This window comes from Paraburkholderia sp. BR14374, from assembly GCF_040948685.1.
GTDB lineage: Bacteria > Pseudomonadota > Gammaproteobacteria > Burkholderiales > Burkholderiaceae > Paraburkholderia > Paraburkholderia youngii.
The window spans coordinates 1-20,448 of record NZ_JBFPKF010000039.1; the positions used below are offsets into that span (position 1 = coordinate 1).

General features: G+C 60.1%; 18 protein-coding genes and 2 pseudogenes. 13 read left to right on the forward strand and 7 right to left on the reverse strand.

The genetic code is table 11. The annotated features are described in order from the left end of the window. The coding region (locus AB3X86_RS36225) for a toluene monooxygenase (RefSeq protein ID WP_368599675.1) at window positions 1-1,423 on the reverse strand (1,423 nt) is incomplete at its 3' end. A 649-nt stretch (window positions 1,424-2,072) separates the two neighbouring features. Here AB3X86_RS36225 and AB3X86_RS36230 point away from each other — a divergent pair. The 10 genes and pseudogenes from AB3X86_RS36230 to AB3X86_RS36275 all read left to right on the forward strand — a co-directional run bounded on the left by AB3X86_RS36230 (window position 2,073) and on the right by AB3X86_RS36275 (window position 10,908). Continuing rightward, window positions 2,073-2,995, forward strand: a pseudogene (locus AB3X86_RS36230) (IS5 family transposase). A gap of 543 nt (window positions 2,996-3,538) precedes the next feature. Beyond that, window positions 3,539-4,624 (forward strand): hydrogenase small subunit, encoded by a 1,086-nt coding sequence (locus AB3X86_RS36235; protein WP_176112500.1) that lies wholly within the window; start codon window positions 3,539-3,541, stop codon window positions 4,622-4,624. Between the two features lie 59 nt (window positions 4,625-4,683). Further along, window positions 4,684-6,541: pseudogene (locus AB3X86_RS36240) on the forward strand (nickel-dependent hydrogenase large subunit). 63 nt (window positions 6,542-6,604) lie between these two features. Further along, window positions 6,605-7,309 (forward strand): Ni/Fe-hydrogenase, b-type cytochrome subunit, encoded by a 705-nt coding sequence (gene cybH / locus AB3X86_RS36245; RefSeq protein WP_368599676.1) that lies wholly within the window; start codon window positions 6,605-6,607, stop codon window positions 7,307-7,309. A 7-nt stretch (window positions 7,310-7,316) separates the two neighbouring features. Continuing rightward, window positions 7,317-7,979: a HyaD/HybD family hydrogenase maturation endopeptidase gene (locus AB3X86_RS36250; protein WP_368599677.1), complete on the forward strand. Its 663-nt coding sequence runs from the start codon at window positions 7,317-7,319 to the stop codon at window positions 7,977-7,979. Between the two features lie 8 nt (window positions 7,980-7,987). Next, window positions 7,988-8,323 carry a HypC/HybG/HupF family hydrogenase formation chaperone gene (locus AB3X86_RS36255; RefSeq protein ID WP_368599678.1) on the forward strand — a complete coding sequence of 112 codons (336 nt, stop codon included), beginning with the start codon at window positions 7,988-7,990 and terminating at the stop codon, window positions 8,321-8,323. Beyond that, complete coding sequence (locus tag AB3X86_RS36260; RefSeq protein ID WP_176112230.1) at window positions 8,320-8,742, forward strand: hydrogenase; 423 nt, start codon at window positions 8,320-8,322, stop codon at window positions 8,740-8,742. The genes AB3X86_RS36255 and AB3X86_RS36260 overlap by 4 nt, the downstream gene beginning before the upstream one ends. An 8-nt stretch (window positions 8,743-8,750) precedes the next feature. After that, entirely contained in the window at window positions 8,751-9,605 is an 855-nt protein-coding gene (locus AB3X86_RS36265) for a hydrogenase expression/formation protein (RefSeq protein ID WP_368599679.1), read from the forward strand. A gap of 2 nt (window positions 9,606-9,607) precedes the next feature. Beyond that, entirely contained in the window at window positions 9,608-10,315 is a 708-nt protein-coding gene (gene hybE, locus AB3X86_RS36270) for a [NiFe]-hydrogenase assembly chaperone HybE (protein ID WP_368599680.1), read from the forward strand. Continuing rightward, entirely contained in the window at window positions 10,312-10,908 is a 597-nt protein-coding gene (locus tag AB3X86_RS36275) for a hypothetical protein (RefSeq protein WP_368599681.1), read from the forward strand. The genes hybE and AB3X86_RS36275 overlap by 4 nt, the downstream gene beginning before the upstream one ends. Before the next feature lie 430 nt (window positions 10,909-11,338). Here AB3X86_RS36275 and AB3X86_RS36280 read toward each other — a convergent pair whose 3' ends face one another. Beyond that, on the reverse strand, window positions 11,339-11,515 hold the full coding sequence (locus tag AB3X86_RS36280) for a hypothetical protein (protein WP_368599682.1): 177 nt from the start codon (window positions 11,513-11,515) through the stop codon (window positions 11,339-11,341). Between the two features lie 668 nt (window positions 11,516-12,183). Between AB3X86_RS36280 and AB3X86_RS36285 the strand changes: the two genes are divergently transcribed. Beyond that, window positions 12,184-12,909, forward strand: coding sequence for a transposase DNA-binding-containing protein (locus AB3X86_RS36285; protein ID WP_368599683.1), 726 nt, complete (start codon window positions 12,184-12,186; stop codon window positions 12,907-12,909). Here the strand turns inward: AB3X86_RS36285 and AB3X86_RS36290 are convergent. The 3 genes from AB3X86_RS36290 to AB3X86_RS36300 form a co-directional block, all read right to left on the reverse strand. Then, entirely contained in the window at window positions 12,906-14,486 is a 1,581-nt protein-coding gene (locus AB3X86_RS36290; RefSeq protein ID WP_368599684.1) for an IS66 family transposase, read from the reverse strand. The two genes, AB3X86_RS36285 and AB3X86_RS36290, sit on opposite strands and share 4 nt — an antisense overlap. Window positions 14,487-14,549: 63 nt before the next feature. Beyond that, window positions 14,550-14,888 carry an IS66 family insertion sequence element accessory protein TnpB gene (gene tnpB / locus AB3X86_RS36295; RefSeq protein ID WP_176112030.1) on the reverse strand — a complete coding sequence of 113 codons (339 nt, stop codon included), beginning with the start codon at window positions 14,886-14,888 and terminating at the stop codon, window positions 14,550-14,552. After that, window positions 14,885-15,277 (reverse strand): transposase, encoded by a 393-nt coding sequence (locus tag AB3X86_RS36300; protein ID WP_368586319.1) that lies wholly within the window; start codon window positions 15,275-15,277, stop codon window positions 14,885-14,887. Before AB3X86_RS36300 ends, tnpB begins: the two co-directional genes overlap by 4 nt. Window positions 15,278-15,434: 157 nt before the next feature. Here AB3X86_RS36300 and AB3X86_RS36305 point away from each other — a divergent pair, with 157 nt between their 5' ends. Next, complete coding sequence (locus AB3X86_RS36305) at window positions 15,435-16,109, forward strand: IS4 family transposase (RefSeq protein WP_368599685.1); 675 nt, start codon at window positions 15,435-15,437, stop codon at window positions 16,107-16,109. Window positions 16,110-16,599: 490 nt separating this feature from the next. Next, window positions 16,600-16,761, forward strand: a complete 162-nt coding sequence (locus AB3X86_RS36310; RefSeq protein ID WP_368599688.1) for a hypothetical protein — start codon at window positions 16,600-16,602, stop codon at window positions 16,759-16,761. A gap of 320 nt (window positions 16,762-17,081) precedes the next feature. Here AB3X86_RS36310 and AB3X86_RS36315 read toward each other — a convergent pair whose 3' ends face one another. Continuing rightward, window positions 17,082-18,221: an MATE family efflux transporter gene (locus AB3X86_RS36315; protein WP_368599686.1), complete on the reverse strand. Its 1,140-nt coding sequence runs from the start codon at window positions 18,219-18,221 to the stop codon at window positions 17,082-17,084. Between the two features lie 243 nt (window positions 18,222-18,464). Then, window positions 18,465-20,315, reverse strand: a complete 1,851-nt coding sequence (locus tag AB3X86_RS36320; protein WP_368599687.1) for a phosphopantetheine-binding protein — start codon at window positions 20,313-20,315, stop codon at window positions 18,465-18,467. Between the last annotated feature and the right edge of the window lie 133 nt (window positions 20,316-20,448).

The window sequence follows — 20,448 nt, forward strand, 5'->3', positions numbered from 1 at the left end:
GTGCGAGTTCCATGTACTTCAACGCACCCCTCAGGTCGGGTGGCTGGATCTGCCCAGCCAGTAAGCGATCAACGAGCGCGAGGTGATTGCGGTAGCGAACGGGATCCTGCTGGAACACCCAGCGATCAATTTCCGAGTTGAAGTGATACGTGCGGCCGTTGTAGTCGAGCGGATAGTCCTTTACATTCCAGCCATTGCCAGGGATCGCGCAGATGGGCAACTGGCTCATGTTGCAGACGATCGGCAGCGTCTCGGGAACGGTGAGCTCAGGCTTGCCGGCAAGCAGGTTATCGATTATGACATCCCACACTTTGCCGAACGTGTCGTTCCAGCCGGGATATTTTTCTTCGAGCCAGTCTCGGCACTCAGGTGTAATGCCGGCAGCAGGATTCCACCACACGGTAGGCCGCCAGAACCAGATAGCCAATTGGTACGCATGGTGCTGGTAGTCGAACTCGCTAACGATCTGTTCCCAGTACCATGGCAGGTCGAGTCCGAGGTCGATCAGGGTGCGTTCGAACTGACCTACGATCCATTCCCGCATGAATTCCTTGAACGACTGCTTGCGATGCACGAGTGGCGTGGCGTAATCCATCGAGGAGCCCGTGAGCAGGCAGAACAGACGCCACGCGCGCGCGATGGCGACATCAACGAGCTTTTGAGCATGCTCTTTACGGCCGTTGGCGATCAGGATCTGCAACGCGGGACCCCCGATTTGCGCATGGCGCGACTCATCTGTCTGAATGCTGGAAATCAGGCTTGCAAAAGTGAAGTCGCCCGCTTCGGCGGCATTGGCCGCGAGGCCGAGAAACTGCATGTTGGTAAAACCCGTCTCGAACGCGAAGGTTAGCATGACTGCGATTTCGATCGCACTGCGCGACATGAACAGGTCATCGAACGCGCTGCGCGCGGCAATCGCACCCCACGCGTTGGTGTGATACGCCTTGTGGGCCCAATCGAACTGGCGATCCTTGGGACAGTAGTCGTGAGGGAAGTAAAGCTGCAACTGACCATGACGATTCTCGTCGAGCATGCCGAAGGTGGCCATATTGCGCATGCCGGGCGCACGGCCGAAACGTACCATTCGGGCCTCGGCGCTCATCGCCGCATATTCGCCGAGCGCAATTGCACCGTAGTGCGCCTTCAGAATGGAGAGCCACCCCGGATCGGCGTCCTCGAACATGCGGCTACGCTCAAGTGCCTCCTTGACTGAATATGCGCCAGCATCCTTCTCACGCTGGATGCGCACATACTCGGGATACGACGTCTTGTAGGGCTCGTCGTAGGTTTCCCAACTCGCCATGGGAATGCCTTGCGCCCCAGACATGAGATCGGGAAAGAGCTCCGACTCCGTCACATATCTTGGGGTCCAGTTGGTGGCACGTGCAATGTCATACCATGCGGCTCGTTCCAGTAACGCCATCGTGATGCCTCCTTTTTGGAATGGGCGATGCGTCTTCCCGGCACGATGCGCATCCACCGGGCCCCTTGGGAACGCAAGATCAATGCCAATCCGCGGCGTTGCTTTCTTGGCGATCGAGGCGACAAATCTGAGAGCCGCGGCGGAGCGAAAGGGGAACCAAAATTGCGGAGGTATAGCGAGTAGGACATGTATCACCGCATGCACATGCATGGCCGCATCCACTGGGTGACGACAGCGTTTGGGCACCGTGGCGGCGCTATCAAGATGCGGGGGTGAATCTTACCGCAACGCAGCGCCCTACCGCTACACTGCATTGAGATGGTAAGCCGGCAGTTGTCGAGGTCCAGGACGATGAGTGACTTCCGCCGTAAAGGCCCATTGATCGTTTAGTCCAGCACGGCCCCACTCTGCACACAAGCGCACAACGAGCATCGAGTTGATAAGCGTCGGGCGAAGTTAAGCGGTCGTTGCGACATAACCGCCGCCTTAATTCTCCGTTGTCGCGGCAACCGCAGTGTTGCATCTCCGACGTTGTCGGACATGCAACATCTCCCCGCGCACGAATGATACTTCACGCAACGCTGATCAAGTCGGCCGCAGAGCTACTACGAGCGTTATAGATCGGGGTGGATCCGGAGGACAGAACAGGATGAAGCCGCCGACGCTGTCGACGGCCGCTGAAGGTGCTGCTTTCGAGACACACCACAAACGGACGCGACGCGATGAGTTTCTCGTGATGAATGCAGTTTCGTCGTGTGGGCTGAACTTTGCGCGGTGGTCGAGCCGTATTATCCGAGGTGCGGCAATGGCCGCCCGCCTATTGACCAGAAGCGCATGCTGCGCCTTCATTTTATCCAGCACTGCTTCAACCTAGCCGATTTCGCTTGTGACGACGCTCTTTACGTTAGTGCTAGGCTGCGTCGCTTTGCGAGAGTCTGGATTGGAAGGCAGTACCAGACTGCCACCGCACTGCTGAAATTTCGTCGTCTTCTTGAAACCCTCAAGCTGGGTGAGAAATTGATTGCCGAAGTCGGCCACGTGGCGAGCGGCATGAAACTCCAGAGCGTCACGGTCGTGAATGCGACCATCATCGGTGCGCCAAAATTTGACGAAGAATGAACAGAATTCGCGCTCCCCCAAATGCACCAGGCGCGCAAGACTAGCCATGCTACTTCGGCGCGAAGCTATACATCGACGAGGATAGCGAGAGTGGCCTGGTGCACAGCGTAGTACCGGCCAACGTGCATGAAAAACTTCCACTGCCGCAATTGCTACACGGCCAGGAGCGGAAGGTCTACGCTAACAGCGCTTACGCCAGCCAGAAGGCTAATCCACGGCAAAGCAGCACACCCACCGCGCGTGTGAAGTCAATACGGTGCAGCGCGGCGAGAACTGCCACAAGTCGAGGATCCGCGCACGCGTGGAGCATGTCTTCGCAGTGGCCAATCGATGTGGGGTTTCACGAAGGTGCCTACCACGGTTAGCGCAGAGTACGAACCTGGCTTCATAGCTTTGGCGCGCGCCAATCTCTACCTGTCGGGCACGCGATTGATGGCACAAGTGCGTCCGTAGTGGACGAAAGGCGCCCCAAAAGCCGAGGTGTATCTGGAGTATGGTCGGCGTCACGACCTGAACACCTCCACAATGCCGAGACGTCGCAAATTCGGCGACTTTTTCAGCCTAGCCTTAACGTGACAACGCCGACATATGTCGTCGAGAATTGGACAAACAAGACAGGCACTCGAAGAATTTATCGAGCTTTCTCGGCAATTTTTCCAGTTTCACGCCGTGCGAAAAGGTGGCGCATAGGTTGATTCGTGAACCTCCTCCCAGATATTTTGCTTCGTTCTCTGAAGATGCCGTACTGGCTGACCTCTGTCAGACGAACGGCCCGTCGCCACTATGAGAAGGTTTTGTCGGCGTAGCACGTAGTCCTTCCCGCTTCCGCCTCAATTATGGGAAGCGGCGCGGAACATTTTTTTCGTTAGGGACCCGCGACGCAAGGTCGGCACGAATCTTGTTATTTTCAAAACGCTTCACCGACAGTGAGACGCCCGAAGACGCGGTCGTATGCCAGCTTCGCGGGGCCGAACGCCATCAAGGGACCACACAGTGATCGAAACGTTTTATGAAGTCATGCGACGCCAAGGGATCTCGCGCCGTAGCTTCCTCAAATTCTGCTCGCTGACGACAACGTCGCTCGGCCTCGGGCCTGCGTTCATGCCGAAGATTGTCCACGCAATGGAGACCAAACTGCGCACGCCGGTGCTCTGGCTACATGGACTCGAATGCACCTGCTGCTCAGAGTCGTTCATCCGCTCGGCGCACCCGCTGGCGAAGGACGTCGTGCTTTCAATGATCTCGCTCGACTACGACGACCTCTTGATGGCTGCCGCGGGACACCAGGCCGAGGCGATCCTCGAAAACGTGATGACAAAGTACCGTGGCAACTACATCCTCGCCGTCGAAGGCAATCCGCCGCTGAATCAAGACGGTATGAGCTGCATTATCGGCGGCAAGCCATTCGTCGATCAGTTGCGCCGTGTGTCGAAGGACGCGAAGGCTGTGATCTCGTGGGGGTCGTGTGCATCGTGGGGCTGCGTGCAGACGGCAAAGCCGAACCCGACGCAGGCGGTGCCAATCCACAAGGTGATCACCGACAAGGCGATCATCAAGGTGCCCGGCTGCCCCCCGATCGCCGAAGTGATGACGGGCGTCGTCACCTACATGCTCACGTTCGACCGGATACCGGAGTTGGATCGCCAAGGCCGTCCGAAAATGTTTTACAGCCAGCGCATTCACGACAAGTGCTACCGCCGTCCGCATTTCGACGCGGGCCAGTTCGTCGAGTCGTGGGACGACGAAGCGGCACGGCGCGGCTACTGCCTCTACAAGGTCGGCTGCAAGGGCCCGACGACCTACAACGCCTGCTCGACCGTGCGTTGGAACGGCGGCACAAGCTTCCCCATTCAGGCGGGCCACGGCTGCATCGGCTGCTCTGAGGAAGGATTCTGGGACAAGGGCTCCTTCTACGATCGGCTCACCCGGATCGATCAGTTCGGAGTCGAAGCGAACGCCGACAAGATCGGCGCTACCGCGGCCGTCGTGGTGGGCGCCGCCACTGCTGCGCATGCAGCCGCTTCGGCAATTCAGCACGCCAGGTCGAAGCAGGACTCTATGGACGACCGCGACGGCCAATAGCTACACCTCGCGTCGGGGTGCAGCCGACAAGCACAGGAAGCCGCAAAAGAAAAGCAACCATGACAGCCATTTCGAACCCAGGATTTCAGCTCGGTAGGAACGGACGCCGGATCGTCGTCGATCCAGTCACACGCATCGAAGGCCATATGCGCGTCGAGGTCAATGTTGATTCGAACAACGTGATCCGCAACGCCGTTTCCAGCGGCACCATGTGGCGTGGCCTTGAAGTCATTCTCAAGGGGCGCGACCCGCGCGACGCATGGGCGTTCGTCGAGCGTATCTGCGGCGTATGCACGGGATGTCACGCGCTCGCCTCCGTGCGCGCCGTCGAGGACGCGCTCGACATCCGCATTCCGCCCAACGCGCACCTGATCCGCGAGATCATGTCGAAGACATTGCAAGTGCACGATCACGTGGTGCACTTCTATCACCTGCACGCGCTCGACTGGGTCGACGTGTTGTCGGCGCTCAAGCGCCGACCCCAAGTTAACGTCCGAGTTGCAACAGCGCATCTCGCCCGCGCATCCGATGTCATCACAGGGCTATTTCCGCAATGTGCAGACGCGTCTACGCAAGTTCATCGAAAGCGGCGAGCTCGGTCCGTTCATGAACGGCTACTGGGGCAACTCCGCGTACGCGCTGCCGCCGGAAGCGAATCTGATGGCCGTGACGCACTACCTCGAAGCGCTCGACATGCAAAAGGAGTGGGTCAAGATCCACGCGATCTTCGGCGGCAAGAATCCGCACCCGAACTACCTCGTAGGGGGCGTGCCTTGCGCGATCAATATCGGCAGCGACCTAGCGGCCGGCGCACCCATCAACATCGAGCGCCTAAACTTCGTCAAGTCGCTCATCGACGATGCGATCACCTTCTGCCGCAACGTCTATGTGCCCGATCTGCTTGCAATCGGCACGATCTACAAAGCACGCGGCTGGTTGCATGGCGGCGGCCTAGCCGCAACCAACGTGATGGACTACGGCGCGTATCCGCTCGTCAACTACAACCCATCCACCAACCAGATGCCGGGCGGAGCCATCATCAACGGCGACTGGAACACGCTCCTGCCGGTTGATCCGCGCGACCCCGAGCAAGTGCAGGAATTTGTCGCCCACTCCTGGTATCAATACCCTGACAACTACCGCGGGCTGCATCCTTGGGACGGCATTACCGAACCGCACTACGAGCTCGGACCCAACACGAAGGGCACGCGCACCGCAATCGAGTCGATCGACGAGAGCGCAAAGTACTCGTGGATCAAGTCGCCGCGCTGGCGGGGGCACGCGATGGAAGTCGGACCGCTCGCGCGCTACATCCTCGGCTACGCACACGCGGAGCAGAGCAATCCGCATTGCGGCCGTATGAAGGAACAGATTGAGGCCTCCCTCCTTGCCGTGAACCAGGGCATGCCAAAGCTGCTCGGCTTGCCGGAAAGCTCGCTTGGCGTGAAGCAACTGCTGCCGACCACCATCGGCCGCACGCTCGCCCGCGCGCTTGAAGCGGAGTATTGCTCCGAGATGATAGCGGACGACTGGCAAAGCCTCTTACAAAACATCCGCAACGGCGATACCTCGACCGCGAACCTGGACAAGTGGGACCCTTCGACGTGGCCAGCCGAGGCGAAGGGCGTGGGCGCGGTCGCCGCGCCGCGCGGCGCGCTCGGCCACTGGATCAGGATCAGGGACGGTCGCATTGAGAACTACCAGTGCGTCGTTCCGAGCACGTGGAACGGCAGCCCGCGCGACGCGAAAGGGCAGATCGGCGCGTTCGAAGCGAGCCTCATGGACATGCCCGTGGCGAACGTCGAGCAGCCCGTCGAGATCCTGCGGTCGCTGCACTCGTTCGACCCTTGCATGGCTTGCTCGACGCACGTGATGAACGCGGACGGTGCGGAAATGACCGCCGTGACTGTGCGATAACCCCACCAGGCCGCCACAGCGCCTGCGCTCGCCGGCGCCGCGCGGCAGGAAAGGATGATGACGATGCAATCGTATTCTCGATGCGAAAAGGCGGCTGACTTTGTTTCGTCCACCGAGGCGATTTACGTGTACGAAGCGCCGGTACGCGTCTGGCACCGGATCAACGCAGTGTCGATCGTAGTGCTGGCGTTGATCGGCTATCTTATCGGCGCCCCGCTTCTCACACAGCCCGGCGAGGCGAGCGCGAATTTTCTGATGGGCTATATCCGCTTTGTGCATTTCACCGCGGCCTACCTGTTCGCAATCGGGCTTGCGGGCCGCGCGTATTGGGCGATTGTCGGCAATCGCCATGCGCGCGAAATGTTCTGGGTGCCGGTATTCTCGCGCGAGTACTGGATGGACATGCTCACCATGCTGCGTTACTACTCGTTCCTCGGGCCCACGCCGCGCCAGTTCAGCGGGCACAATCCGTTATCGCGATTTGCGATGTTTTTCGTGTTCTTGCTGATCTCACTCTTCATGATCGTGACCGGTTTCGCACTGTATGGCGAAGGCGCGCAGGCCGGCTCTTGGCAGCAGATTGCGTTTGGCCAGGTATCCACGCTGATCGGCCAGTCACAGACCGTGCACACGTGGCATCGCCTCGGCATGTGGGCGATCATGATGTTCGTTATCGTGCATGTCTATATGGCGATCCGCGAAGACATCATGGCCCGCCAGAACATGGTCGGCACGATGATATCGGGCTACCGTACGTTCAGGAAGTGAGGTTGCAATGCTGACTTGCCCAAAAACCGGCGTGCCTGCCATCGTCGTACTCGGCATCGGCAACTTGCTGTGGGCCGACGAGGGTTTTGGCGTGCGCTGTATCGAGGCGCTTGAGCAGCACTTCGAGTTTGCCCCGCACGTCAGCCTCATAGACGGCGGCACGCAAGGGCTGTGTCTGGTCCAGTACGTCCAGGCGGCCGACAGTCTGCTCATTTTCGACGCGGTCGATTACGGTCTCGCGCCGGGCACGCTGAAGATCGTTGAGGATGACGACGTACCGGCGTTCCTCGGCGTGCGCAAGATGAGCCTGCACCAGACCGGCTTCCAGGAGGTACTAATGCTCGCGCGCCTGACAGGCCGGTATCCACGCCGCGTGCTGCTGATCGGCTGCCAGCCGGACGAAGTGGCCGATTTCGGAGGCAGCCTGCGACCCACCATTAAAGCATCGCTCGAGCGCGCGCTCGAACTTGGCCTCGAGCGCCTTGCCGCATGGGGCGGAGAGCCCACGCCGCGTCACACCCCGTTACATGCCGACGATGCGGTCACGCTGCCGCATCTCGCGCTTTCGCGCTACGAAGGCGAGCGGCCCAGCGAGGCCAATGCGTGCCGCACCGGCGACGAGCGCGTGCTGCTGCGCATGCGCCGCAAGGAGCCGCCGTCGTGTGCATAGGCGTGCCGATGCGGGTGGTCGAGGTGCAGGGCTTGCGGGCGCTGTGCCACGGACGCGGCGGCCACCGCCGGATCGACACTTCGCTAGTTGGTCCATGCAGCGCCGGTGAATGGCTGCTGGTTTTTCTCGACATGGCGCGCGAGAAGCTCGACGGGACACGCGCGGCAGAAATCGACGCGACGCTCTCGCTCGTGGAACTGGCGCTGAAGGGAGATGCCGCCATGGCCCGAGCGAGCCCGAATTTTGAATTGCCGTCCGCGCTCGGCGTGGACGATTTGACCCAGTTGACCTCCAGCGCGCAACCGGCGTATGGCCGTCACGGGTCCTCCGAGGAATCGCCATGACAAATACGAACGGTACCGCGCTTGACGCGACGTCCGTGGTGCAGCGGCTAACTGATGGCAGACACGCCGTGTCCGTGGACGAACGAAAGGTAGGCGATTGGGTTGTGGACGGCGGCGAATGCGTAGCGTTGCTCACGGCCGACGGGACGCGCTTTCCCGACTTCCTCGACGTGGCCGTGGTGCTGCCCGAGCTCGCGCGCCGCGTGTGGCGGTGGCCGTGGTCCACGTTGCTGTGGCTGCACGCCGGCGCTTATGTCACGAGGCTCTCCAGTATGACGGACTGGAATGACTACGTGGCAAACCTCGCACATGCGCTCGGGCAGCCGACTACGCGGACGCCATGGGTCGGCATTCCCGGCCGCACCGTCGGCGCTTCGCCCGGCTGTCACGAATTGTCGATCAATCTTTGGGGTCGTTGATCGTGTCCATGAGTCCATTTCCCATTCCCGTCGCGCCTTTCCGCCCGGGAAACCAAGCCGAGAGCGATGCGGTGCTCGACTATCTGCCGATGCCGCAAGGCATGCGCATCTATGTGGCGCCGACGCTGCCTGAGCGCTGCGATGCGCGGGCACTCGACGGCGCGCGCGGCGTGCTTCGCAACGTATTAGGCGTACTGGCGGCATACAAACCTGGTACGCCGTCCGAAGCCATCGATCTGACGCCGTACGATCGAGCAACGCTGCGCGTTCTCAACGACGTGCTGGGCGAGGGCGAGGTCAGCGCGCGCGTCGACGGCGCGCAGCGGAGCGGCGGGCTGATCCAGGAGACTGTGTTTGCCGGCCTGTGGCGCGTAGTCGAGCGGAATGGCGCGCGCCCGGTCGACCGGCTCGAGATCGGCGCGGCCCCCGCGATGCTTGCCCAGCCCAAGGACCCGGCGCACCCGATGATGCCGTTGCCGGACATGCTGCCGCTCGACGTGATGAACGCGCCGTCGATCCTGAGCGAAGTACGCGATTCCGCCGCGCGCTGGCGCGCCGGGCATGCGCCCCACATCGTCAACCTTACGCTCCTGCCATTGTCGCCGGGGGATCAGCAACTGATCGACGCCGTGCTGGGCGAAGGCGCGGTGCAGATCTTGTCGCGCGGCTACGGAAATTGCCGGGTGGGCAGCACGGCGATCGCGAACTGCTGGCGTGTTGCATATTTCAACTCGCAGGACATGCTGATCCTGAACACGATCGAGATCACCGATCTGCCAGAGGTCGTGCGCGCCGCGCCGGAAGACCTCGCGGATTCGCGCGAGCGCTTGACCCAGTTGATCGACTGGATGGGTGAGGCGTGACGATGGACGAGCGAACGAAGCAATTCGAGGGCTGCCATCTCGGCGCCAGCAGCCCAATCGCGACGCACACATGCCTCGAATGCAAGTTCTGCAGGTGGATCCACCATCCCGAACAAGGCGATCCGGTCTTGCAGATTCCTCCGCACGCGAGGTTCGCGGCGCTTCAGGCGCACTGGCGCTGCCGCGTTTATGGCCGCGCGCCGGATCAGGTCATTTTTCTTGTGGGACGCGGATTGACCGTGCGTGCAATCCAGCGAAAGGTCATACACGGCGATCCAAGGGTGGCTAGGCTTGTAGCGCACTTCGAAACGGCCGCAACCAGTGCGATGCCTGACATGCCGGTCGTGAAACTCGCCTTGCGTATCGAGGGGACCGGCTTTGACCCGGTGCCCGGCGAGACCGGGGCCCGATGCGGTTGGTTCGGGATGCCGATCACGCCACGGTCCATGAGGCCCCTCTCGTTACCCGGCGCGGTGCGGGACTCGGTGGAATGTCCGCGGCTGGCCGGTAAAGCGCACTTGCGCGTTGGCGACGTCGATTTCAAATGGCTCGGCGCGCACGCGCAAGACGTCGGAACCTATGCGTGCTGCTCGCTCTTTTTGCCGATGCTCGAATTCCCCAGACAGAAGAGCGCCACATCGGGCGGTGTCCCGCGCGTGTCGCGTCATGCGCTCCTGCGGCGGCCGGCCGCGTTCGGGAGCGCTCCATGACCGCGGCGATGCTGGCAGCATTGGCCGCACAGTACCGGGTGCGCCCCGGCCGGCACGACAGCATTGCGGGCGGGCGCCCACCACTGGCCGCCGCGCTGCTGCGCGGGCAACCGGTAGCAACCGCTGCGGCGCGGCTGTCGGCGCTGTTCTCGTTGTGCGGACTCGCACATAGGCTCTGCGCAGAACTTGCCGTCGGCGCAGCGGGCGCTTCAGTGGAGCACAAACGCGACGATGTGACCAACGCCGCTCATGCCGCAATGCTCATGCGTGAGACGCTTGCCGTGCATCTTCGCTGCATGTGGACCGACTGGCCGGTGCGGCTGGCCGCCGCCGCGCCGCATACGCTGCCCGACGTCGAGTCGGTTGACTCCTCCGACTGGCTGGAGCGGCACGTTCTGGGCATGCCTGCGCAAAAGTGGCTCGCGCACTGGACGGACGATCCGCGTGGCTGCTTAGCGGCGTGGTGCGCACGAGCCGCGACGTTCCCGGCCCGGTTGCTGGCAGCCTGCCGCGCGCACGCCGATACGATGCGCGCTACGCCGCGGCCGCTCAGCACATTCACACGCCTCCTGGCAAGAGCAATGATGATCTGATGACGGCGCTTCGCTTCTTTACGTTTAAAGGCAGCGCTCTTGGGACAGCGCATGGATGCAAATGCCGACTGATAGAAGATCCGCTTCAAACGCTTGTCGCCCTTCTGGGGCCGTTTAAGGCAACTGGATTTGCCCGTGGGACCCCAGAACATTGCTACTCCCGATGTGCCGAATGAATTCCCATAGTCGGTGGGGCGTTCGACACGTCTGCGCCTGCGTCCTCGTTCTGCGCGATAAGCGGAAACGCGACACGGTGTCGTCAGCCACCGTATATTCGCGAGCGGCCGCTAACCTGTATGCGGGAAAAATAGCCTGCTGCAAGCAGAGGAACCAGGTCTGAGGCGCAGCGAGATACGCGCGATAGCCACCGTTCCGTCAAGCCGGATCTTTGGGTATTTGAGATGGCCCGTGAAATCACCGAATGACAGCACTAGACGGCATTGAGTAACGCTTGATCGCGGTGAGCCGCCGATTTTTCAGACACTGTCTGGAAAATCTCTCCCTCGGGCGAGGCGAGATGGAAGTCGCGCATGCTAGCGAGATTGGCCCAGCCGATCTCGCGGCCAAAGCGGGGTGTTAAGTCTTCAGCGAGGTATGCGATGATCACTTGCCACGATATCTGCATCGATCAGCAAGGCGCTTTGAGCGCAGCTGCCGTGGAGTTCATTGAACTGTGACGGCATGCGCGTCGGCATTTCGGACAGTAAGCTCAATGAATGAATGGCAGCGGGTTAGCGTGGTGGCAATCCGGTGAGCAGGTTCACAAGGGTTCCGTAGGGCCAGAATGTTGCTGGCGCTGTATGCGAGGAAGACTCTGTCAAAGGGCCTGGTCAACAGTGACTGGCGTGACGCATTTCTTCCAATCTCGCCGACGGATGTAGGCAATGGCGATTTCCAGACAAACGGTGTACGAATGCAGACAGGCCAAGCGCTGAGAGAACTGAGCCTCAATCCGACTTTCTGGAAACATCCTTCCACCCCAAGGGCCCCAACAATCTCACAACGGTGGTCGCGAGTCAGCGAATTGAGCGGCAGCTGACGTTCCTGAAGCGACCTGTGAAGGAACGTGCTGAGGCGCTCTTGCCTGTCGTCCTTGAACAGGTCTTCAGGCTGTTTAGCTATGCCCAATCCTGATATTACGCCTCGATGATCCGCCGAATGGGGTATCTCGGAGCGAGACCTTCGTCAAGATGGTCTCGAGTTGCTTGCAATTGCCCACATCTTTGCCGCGAAACCTGGTAACCTGGCATACGTCACGTTCCATGCGTAAGCGAGATGGCCGGCAAGCGACGGGCGGATGATCGGTCGTGGATGAATCTTGGAGTCCAGGGAGGCGAATTCCAGGACACACGGTTGCGCCGTCGCTTCGCAACGCTGCTGGAAAAGCTCTGGGACGGCATGGGGCAGACTATTCCGTTCGCATGTCAGGACTGGGCTTCTACCAAGGCCGCGTACAGGTTTCTGTCGAACGACCGCGTCAGCGAACACGATATCCTGAGCGGGCATTTCCAGGCCAGCGCCGAACGTGTGAAGGCCACCGATGGACCAGTGCTTATCCTGCAGGACACGACCGCATTCTCGTACCAGCGCGAGCGTCCCGAACTCATCGGCTACACGGGCAAGACGAGCCTGCGCACAGGGAAGAATGGCATGGGCCCGCGACGACCGCTCACGCAATGCGACATCCTGATGCATTCGAGTCTTGCTGTTACTGCCGATGGATTGCCACTTGGCCTGACGGCGGTGAAGTTCTGGACGAGAAAGCGGTTCAAGGGGGCTTCGGAGCTCAAGCGCCATATCAATCCCACGCGCGTACCGATTGAGGAAAAGGAAAGCTGGCGATGGCTGGAGAATATGCGCCAGTCGACCGAGCTTCTCGACGATCCTGTGCGTTGCATTCACATCGGCGATCGGGAAAGCGACATTTACGAGCTGTTTTGCACCGCATACGATCTTTGCACCGTAAGCGGCCAGCAAACCCGTCTTGGCGAACTGAACTAGCGGATGGGATCCGCCGGTTGCCAGCGATGAGGCAGCAATGCTGCGATGTCGCTGGCCTTTTGAGTCGGCAATCGGGTGAGAACGTCCTTCAGGTAGGCATGCGGTTCGTGCCCATTCAGTTGCGCTGAACGTAGCAGACTCAAGATGGCTGCGGCTCGTTTGCCGGCTCGAAGCGAACCGGCAAACAACCAGTTCGACCTGCCGATAGCCCAAGGACGTATCTGATTTTCGACCCAGTTGTTGTCTATAGGCACGTGACCGTCATCGAGATAGCGGGTCAGCGCATCCCATCGTTTAAGACTGTAATCCAGCGCTTTGGCAATTGCAGAACCTTCCGACACCAGCTTGCGCTGCGCCATCATCCATTCGTGTAGTGCGTCGCAGACCGGTTTGGCCCGACTCTGTCGGAGCTTTTGGCGTTCGTCGGCTTGCAGCATTGCAGCGTCGCGCTCGATGTCGTAAAGCGCAGCGAAGAACGGCAGCGCCTGCGCGGCGATCTGACTGCTGTGATTGGCGTGCAGATCGAAGAACTTGCGTCTCGCGTGCGCCGCACATCCAATTTCAGTGATGCCCTGCTGGAATCCAGCCTTGTAACCACTGTAGTCGTCGCATACCAGTTTGCCCTGCCAGCCAGCGAGGAACGCGCGCGCATGTTCGCCTGCACGGCTCTCGGCGAAGTCGTAGACCACGGCGCGTAACTCACTGTAGTGTGTGGGCGTATACGCGCACAGATACGCGCGGTGAGTCTTGCCTTTGCCGGGACTGAGCACCTGTACCGGTGTCCCATCCGCATGCAGCACACCCTGCTGCAGGATTTCCTGATGCAGCGCGTCGACCAGCGGTTGTAGCTGCACGCCGCACGTACCGACCCATGCGCCCAATGTCGAGCGCGGTATCGCGACGCCCGCTCGCGCAAAGATCTGCTCCTGACGATACAGGGGAAGGTGGTCAGCGTACTTGGCAACCAGCACTGACGCCAGCAGTCCCGCGGTCGGGATGCCCTTGTCGATGACGTGCGCAGGCACCGCAGCCTGAATCAGTGTTTCGCAGTTTCTGCACACCCACTTGCCACGGATATGCCGCTCCACGGTGAACACACCTGGCGTGTAGTCCAGCTTCTCGCTGATGTCCTCGCCGATGCGCACGCGCTCGCAGCCACACTGGCATACGGTGCTCTCCGGCTCATGCCGGATCTCTGTGCGCGGCAATTGCGCCGGCAGCGCTGCACGCTTCGGTTGCAGGGGTAGCGGCTCGGTTGTGGCTTGTGGCTGAAGTTGCTCGAGCTCAACTTCAATGGCGGCGAGATCCGCGTCAATTGCCTCGTCCAGCAGGTTCATCTGATCGCTGCTGAGCTGCTCGCTGCGCCTGCCGAACTGATGGCGTCTGAGAATCGATATCTCGTGGGTCAACTGGTCGATGCGGGTCTGCCGATAGCGTAATTCCCGCTCCTTCTCACCGACCTCCCGGGTCTTCTCTTCAATCTCCCGGTCCCGGTCTTCGACGCGTGCAATCAGTTGCGTGGCGAGCGCACGCAGTTGTTCGGGGCTAAGAGTGTTGAGGTCGGCGGGCAGATCCATGCAGACGAGTCTGCCAGAACCCCGGAGAGCGCGAAAGCGCGACCGTATACGTCCCGAACGTCCTCAAACGACACGGATCACGCCGTCCGCGCCGATGCGCTGCCATGGCAAACCCACCACCAGACCGGCAAGTTGTTCCTGCGTGAGCGCATGTTGCTTTGGTTCGCTACCAGCGCGCGGCCACGCGAACTGCCCCTGATTCAGCCGTCGCGCAGCCAGCCAGATGCCAATCCCATCGTGAACCAGCACCTTCAGGCGGTTGGCTCGCCGGTTGGCAAACAGGTAAGCATGGTGCGGATGCGCAGCGCCGAACACGGTGATCACCCGACCCAGTGCCGTATCGAAGCCGGCCCGCATATCCAGCGGGTCAACTGCCAGCCACACCTGATCAATGCGGATCATGCGAGCCACTCGCGCAGCCAGGCGGCGCACTGCGCTGCCTCTGAGGTTGGCCAGCTAACCGTTATTGACAGGTCCGCGCGACGCACCTCGACCCGAATCTCAGCTGTGCGCGTGTTTCGCGTCTCAAGAGCGAGCGGTACAAATTCCGGTGCCGGCGCCGCTACCAGTGGCGCTGCCATGTCGCTACGCGCCACCAGCACACAATCGTTCGTTTCGGCCTGCTCGACCCAACGTCGAAGCAGATTCGCGTTCAGCTTGTGGTGCAATGCGATGGCCGCGAGCGATACCCCGGGCCCCTGGCAAGCTGCCGCTACCTGAGCCTTGAATTCGACGCTGTAGCGCCGGCGTCGTCGACGGCTAGGTGCCGCTGCTTCTTCAATAGTGTTCACGTGTCCACCTATTTAAGTGAACACGATGCTCCCAAGACTTTCACCGTGACTCAAGATGGGATGACCGGGCGCTTACTTTGCACCCACTTCCTTGTGCGTACCTGCGTTGACAGGCTCGCGGGAGACGGTCAGCACACGATCTCCAAAGCCATGCAGCATGGTTCAGGTCAAGGGGCTCCACCGCGTCGAGCTTCGCGACGCGAAAGGCCGTCCGATGACCGCGACGCTCGAACTGCGCTACCAGCCTATGACCGTTCTGCCGCCCATCGGCAAGCAGAACCGTTACCGTGCGCTACAGCTAACAGTCCTGCACGCTCAGGAACGCGATCCGCCGCCCGGGCGTGCCCGCATCGAATGGAAGCTGATCACCAACCTGCCGGTCCGCTCTCGTGCAGAGGCAATCGAAAAGCTCGACTGGTACGCAATGCGCTGGAAGATCGAGACCTTCCACAAAATCCTGAAATCGGGCTGCAAAGCCGAGGAGTCCCGGCTTCGTACAGCCGAGCGGCTAACGAATCTGATCGCAATCTTCTGCATTCTGAGCTGGCGCATATTCTGGATTACCATGCTCGGCCGATCGGCGCCGCAGGCCGGCGCCGAACTCGCGTTCACGCACACCGAAATCGAACTGCTTGAACACATCGTTCACGATACGCCCCACAACGCGCAAGCTCCGCCGCTCGTGCGCAACGTTATCAGGCTCGCTCAGCTCGGGGGTTACCTTGCGCGCCCCAACGACCCTCCGCCGGGCAATACCGTAATGTGGCGCGGGATGCGACGTCTGACAGACATCCAGATCGGCTATAAGCTTGCGCTAAAAAGAAGTGGGTAATTGCAAGCTCGAGTTGGCGCTTACTATGCCTTGTGTATGCCCAACTGTGGTCGGGCATTCGTGTGTCGTTGTGCGGACGGCATGAATGCTCGTTTTGGCCCCCCGCCTCCTTCGCAGGCACCGGCCCGTAGCCGAGAATCGTCCAGGATCGCATCGGGCAGCGCCTCCGGCAAATGAAAATAGCACCGCTCTTTCAGACGAGATCGCGTTTCCCTATAACCGTCGCAGTAATTTGCTTAGAAGTAGTCGTTGGTTGGCCCTGGCTGATGAATGTTCTCTCGTGGTGCGCCTGACAACAACCGCACCACACCGCACACCTCGACATGGCCAAAAATTTCGTCCTCTACCTATCGAGACTATCGGTGTTCCAGAAGTGATTTCCACCAGCGAACTGACTTTCCGTAAGGATATCTCGTCACTCCGGTAAGTCGAAGGCAAGACCATCGGCTACCCTCCGAACTCGACGGCACAATACGCGCTGGACGCGGCCATCAGGGTATACGGGCTTGACCGCAGCAAAATCATACCAGTACCTCTTGCGCCTAGTGAAATTGTCGCAGCATGGAAGGGCGGCGACATCGACGGCGCCGATGCCTGGGATCCTGCAAGTCAACAGCTTGTCGCCAACGGTGGGCTTAATATCTTTCCATAAAAGACTGCAGAAAGACGGATACCTCATCTATAACAACTTCGTTATCCGTAGGGTTTCTGCGGAAAAATGCCCGTAGATTGTGGCGACCTTCCTGTAGACCTATTGGCTACACGGCGGAGAGGACTAGAAGCTTCGCATCGTCCATCGGCTTTACTGCTGCGCCGCCGTCAGGAAATTCATGCATCGATGCAACAACCTGGAATTTAATGTCGCGATTAACACGCAAAGTCATATCAATACCACCGAACCGCACGGCTGATGACGATAACAGGGAAGCGATGACCGTGATAAAGCGGTTTTGTCTTCTTCATTACGTCATTCTACGGCCCCATTCCATTAACCTGACAGAGCCGGGAGGCCTTGTCGATCTGCCGCATTTCACTGTATAGAATAACCATAGCGATAAGACCCGCTGCCATATCGGCAGCCGCTACCGAGAACAAAAGGCCGTCTTGCCCATAAGCGTGCTGCAGCAAGGCCATCAGGGGCATCAGAAACAAGCCATGCCGCAGTACCGCTACAAGCGTTGCCCAGACTGCGTTGCCCTTGGCCTGCATGAAAAGCAGGCACACCTGTTGCACCCCTAACACCGGCAACGCACAATGGAATAGCAAGATCGCGCGGCTGCCAATCTCTATCGTCGCCGACTCGTGCGCAAACCAGCCGATGATGGTTCTCGCTTGCCACACGACCCAGCCGGCATAGACTCCGGCGAACGTTAGCGCGACGGCAACCATAGCCCGAACCGCTTGCGCCACCCGTGTCCAGTTACCTGCGCCGACATTAAACCCAACAACCGACTGCGCCCCGCTGCACAGTCCATACAGCGGAAGTGCTGCCAGCATCGCCAAGCGGCTGGCCAAACCTATCGCCGCCACCGATGCCTCACCGTAGCGAGCAGCGAACCCATTGAGCATGGACATGGCCGCTACCGCGAGCAGCGTATTGAGCGCTGGCGGAATGCCGATGCGGGCGATGCTCGCCAGCCGGCACCCGCAGCGTCCCACCGATGGCCACGATAAGACGATGGCTCCGTGCCTGCCCGCGAAATGTCGCCAATACAAAGTTAAGCCGCACAACTGGGCCAGAAATGTTGCGATGCCAGCCCCTTCGATGCCCAGCCCGAACCAGAAAATCATCACCGGGTCGAGTGCCGCGTTCATTGCGAAGGATGAAACTTGGGTCGTCATGCTGAGCACGGTATTGCCATCCGCTCTCACGATGAAACCACAGACCATATTGAATACCACTGCCACATAGCCCAACAGCAGCCAATGAAGATAAGCCACCGCCAGTGGCAAAATCGATGGTCCAGCGCCTAGCCATGTCAGCAAAGTTGGAGCCAACTGCCAGCCCGCGATAGCCGTTATGCCAGCAATTACCATCGCAGACCATAACGCGTGCGATGCATAATCGTTGGCAGAGTGATCGTCGGCACGTCCCAGGCTTCGAGCAATCAACGAGGCGGCCCCTGCACCGAAGATCTGTGCCTATTGCCGTGATGCACATTGCAAATGGGAACGACAATGCCATCGCCGCGAGTGCTGCTGTTCCGAGCCGCCCCACGAAATAGGCGTTGAGCAACTGATAAGCGGCACTGACAGTGACGCCAATGACGGACGGAAGAGCCAGCCGCAGGATCAGTGGCAACAGTCGATCGTGGGCCATTGACTGCATCCGTGATGCCGCAACTGCTGGCGTGTTCATACTGTGGCCCCGTCCTTCACGCTTGTTGCGTCCACATCTTCCTGATTGTCCCTGAGCCATCCGGCATAAGCCGCGAGACAATGCAGCAACTGACGTCCCAGCATATTCGTCTCCTCTGCGGAAAAGCAAGGCAACGCACAATGCATCTGGATACGAAGTTTACCGTCCACATTATCGATATCTAACCGCAACGTGTGATGACGGTTGGGCCCCATCCCATCACCCGTCCAGATCGTGGGTTGAGCAAGGCCGAGCAGCATGCGCGTACGAAGATTATCTAACACAGCGCGATAGTTGACGACAACACGCGGCCAGTCGAAATCCACCAATGCCTTCGCCTGATCATCCGGCAGCAGATACGCAGCCGCCCGTAGCCCAATGCCATGGATCCGTGCCGAATTGCGCTGACGACGCACCGCTTTCAGACGTTCCGCCACACTGAGTCGCCCCTCACAAATGATGGCCAGCGGGACAAGTTCCGCGGTAAAGCCCATAACTGTCGACAGATCCTGACCCGGCAGGATAGGCGTGCGCAGCATGTCCATGCTGTCCAGAAACAGCCCTCGTCGCTGGTTGCCCCGTCCTGCCACCTCCGCCAAGGCGCACAGGATGACGTCGAACGCGTCAAAGCCGTGCCGGTCCGGATGCAGATCGAGCAGAATCTTTGTCGATTCCGCATCCAGATCCAGATAGCGAATCCCCTTGTGCGCGCACAAGGCCTCGAAAGCAGCATCACTGTGCATCTGCCCAGTGTGGAGCATCTCGAACAAGCGCCGGCTGGAATCAGCGCCACTATCGACTGGCTCAACCTCGAAGACTGTTGCACCATCCTCACGCAGCAGTTCCCATGGCCGGCTTCGCCAATAAGCAATGTTGCTGTCCAACGAACCGCTCACATGTTCGCGCAGCGCCTTCACCCATCGATTCACCTGCGCGCGGCCACTGAATGCGGGATCCGGTGCTTGGTCATGCTCTATCGCCAGATAGTAGCGTTCTACTTCGTCCAGCAGCAGCCGGAACCCATAGCCGTCGACCAGGAAATGATGAATTATGATAAAAATCCATCTGTGCGGCCGCCCACCGACCTCCGCCTCGATCAATTGGAAACGCGACATCCAGGTACGACCATCGAACCGGAATGCATATTGCGCTTTCTCAGCGATACCAGATACCTCTCGCGTGCAATCCCCGAGCTCTGAGTACGAGCCCAATGCAACTCGCTCCAGATGCAACGCTCCGACTCCGGTATGGAAGCGTAGATCCGCGTCATCTCGAGAGATCCTGGTGCGCAACAGTGGGTAGTCTTTCGCCAACCTAACGATAGCGGACTCCAATATGGCCGGATCCAAACGGCAGCTATCGTCCTGCCAGATCGCGCACATGTTGAAATGCTCGTCTAAACCCATGCGCCGATTCATGAAGCGTATCGTAGGCGTTACTTCCACTCCACCGTCGATTTCGCCATCGTGGTGCACCAGTTCGCCGGAGCGGGCATCGATCAGCCCAGCCAGTTCGCGTAACACTGGATAATCGTACAACTCGCTGACAGAAAAGCGGATTTCCATCCTGGCCGCCCGCGCCACACAGCGCACGCTCAGCATAGAGGTACCACCCAGTGAGAAGAAATGCGCGTCCGCACCAATCGTCGACATACCAAGCACTTCCTGCCAAACCGCGGCCAGTGCATGCTCGGTCGTGGTAACCAGCGGCGCGAATACGCCCACCGCGGTTTGCCGTGGCAACGGCAAGCGGGAACGGTCCAGTTTACCGCCCGGCAGCTTAGGCAAAGCCCGCAAGCGAACAAATGAACGGGGAATAGTATGGGGCAACAGCGAATGACGGAGCATTTGTCGGAGCTAACGTCAAGAGTGGTGTATGGGCAGCACCGTGACTGTCGATATCAAGCGGCGAGTTTCTGCTGAACCGGCCGATCGTCCTGCACCGGTTCGCCGTCCTTGAAGGCAATGCCCTCGAGCAACA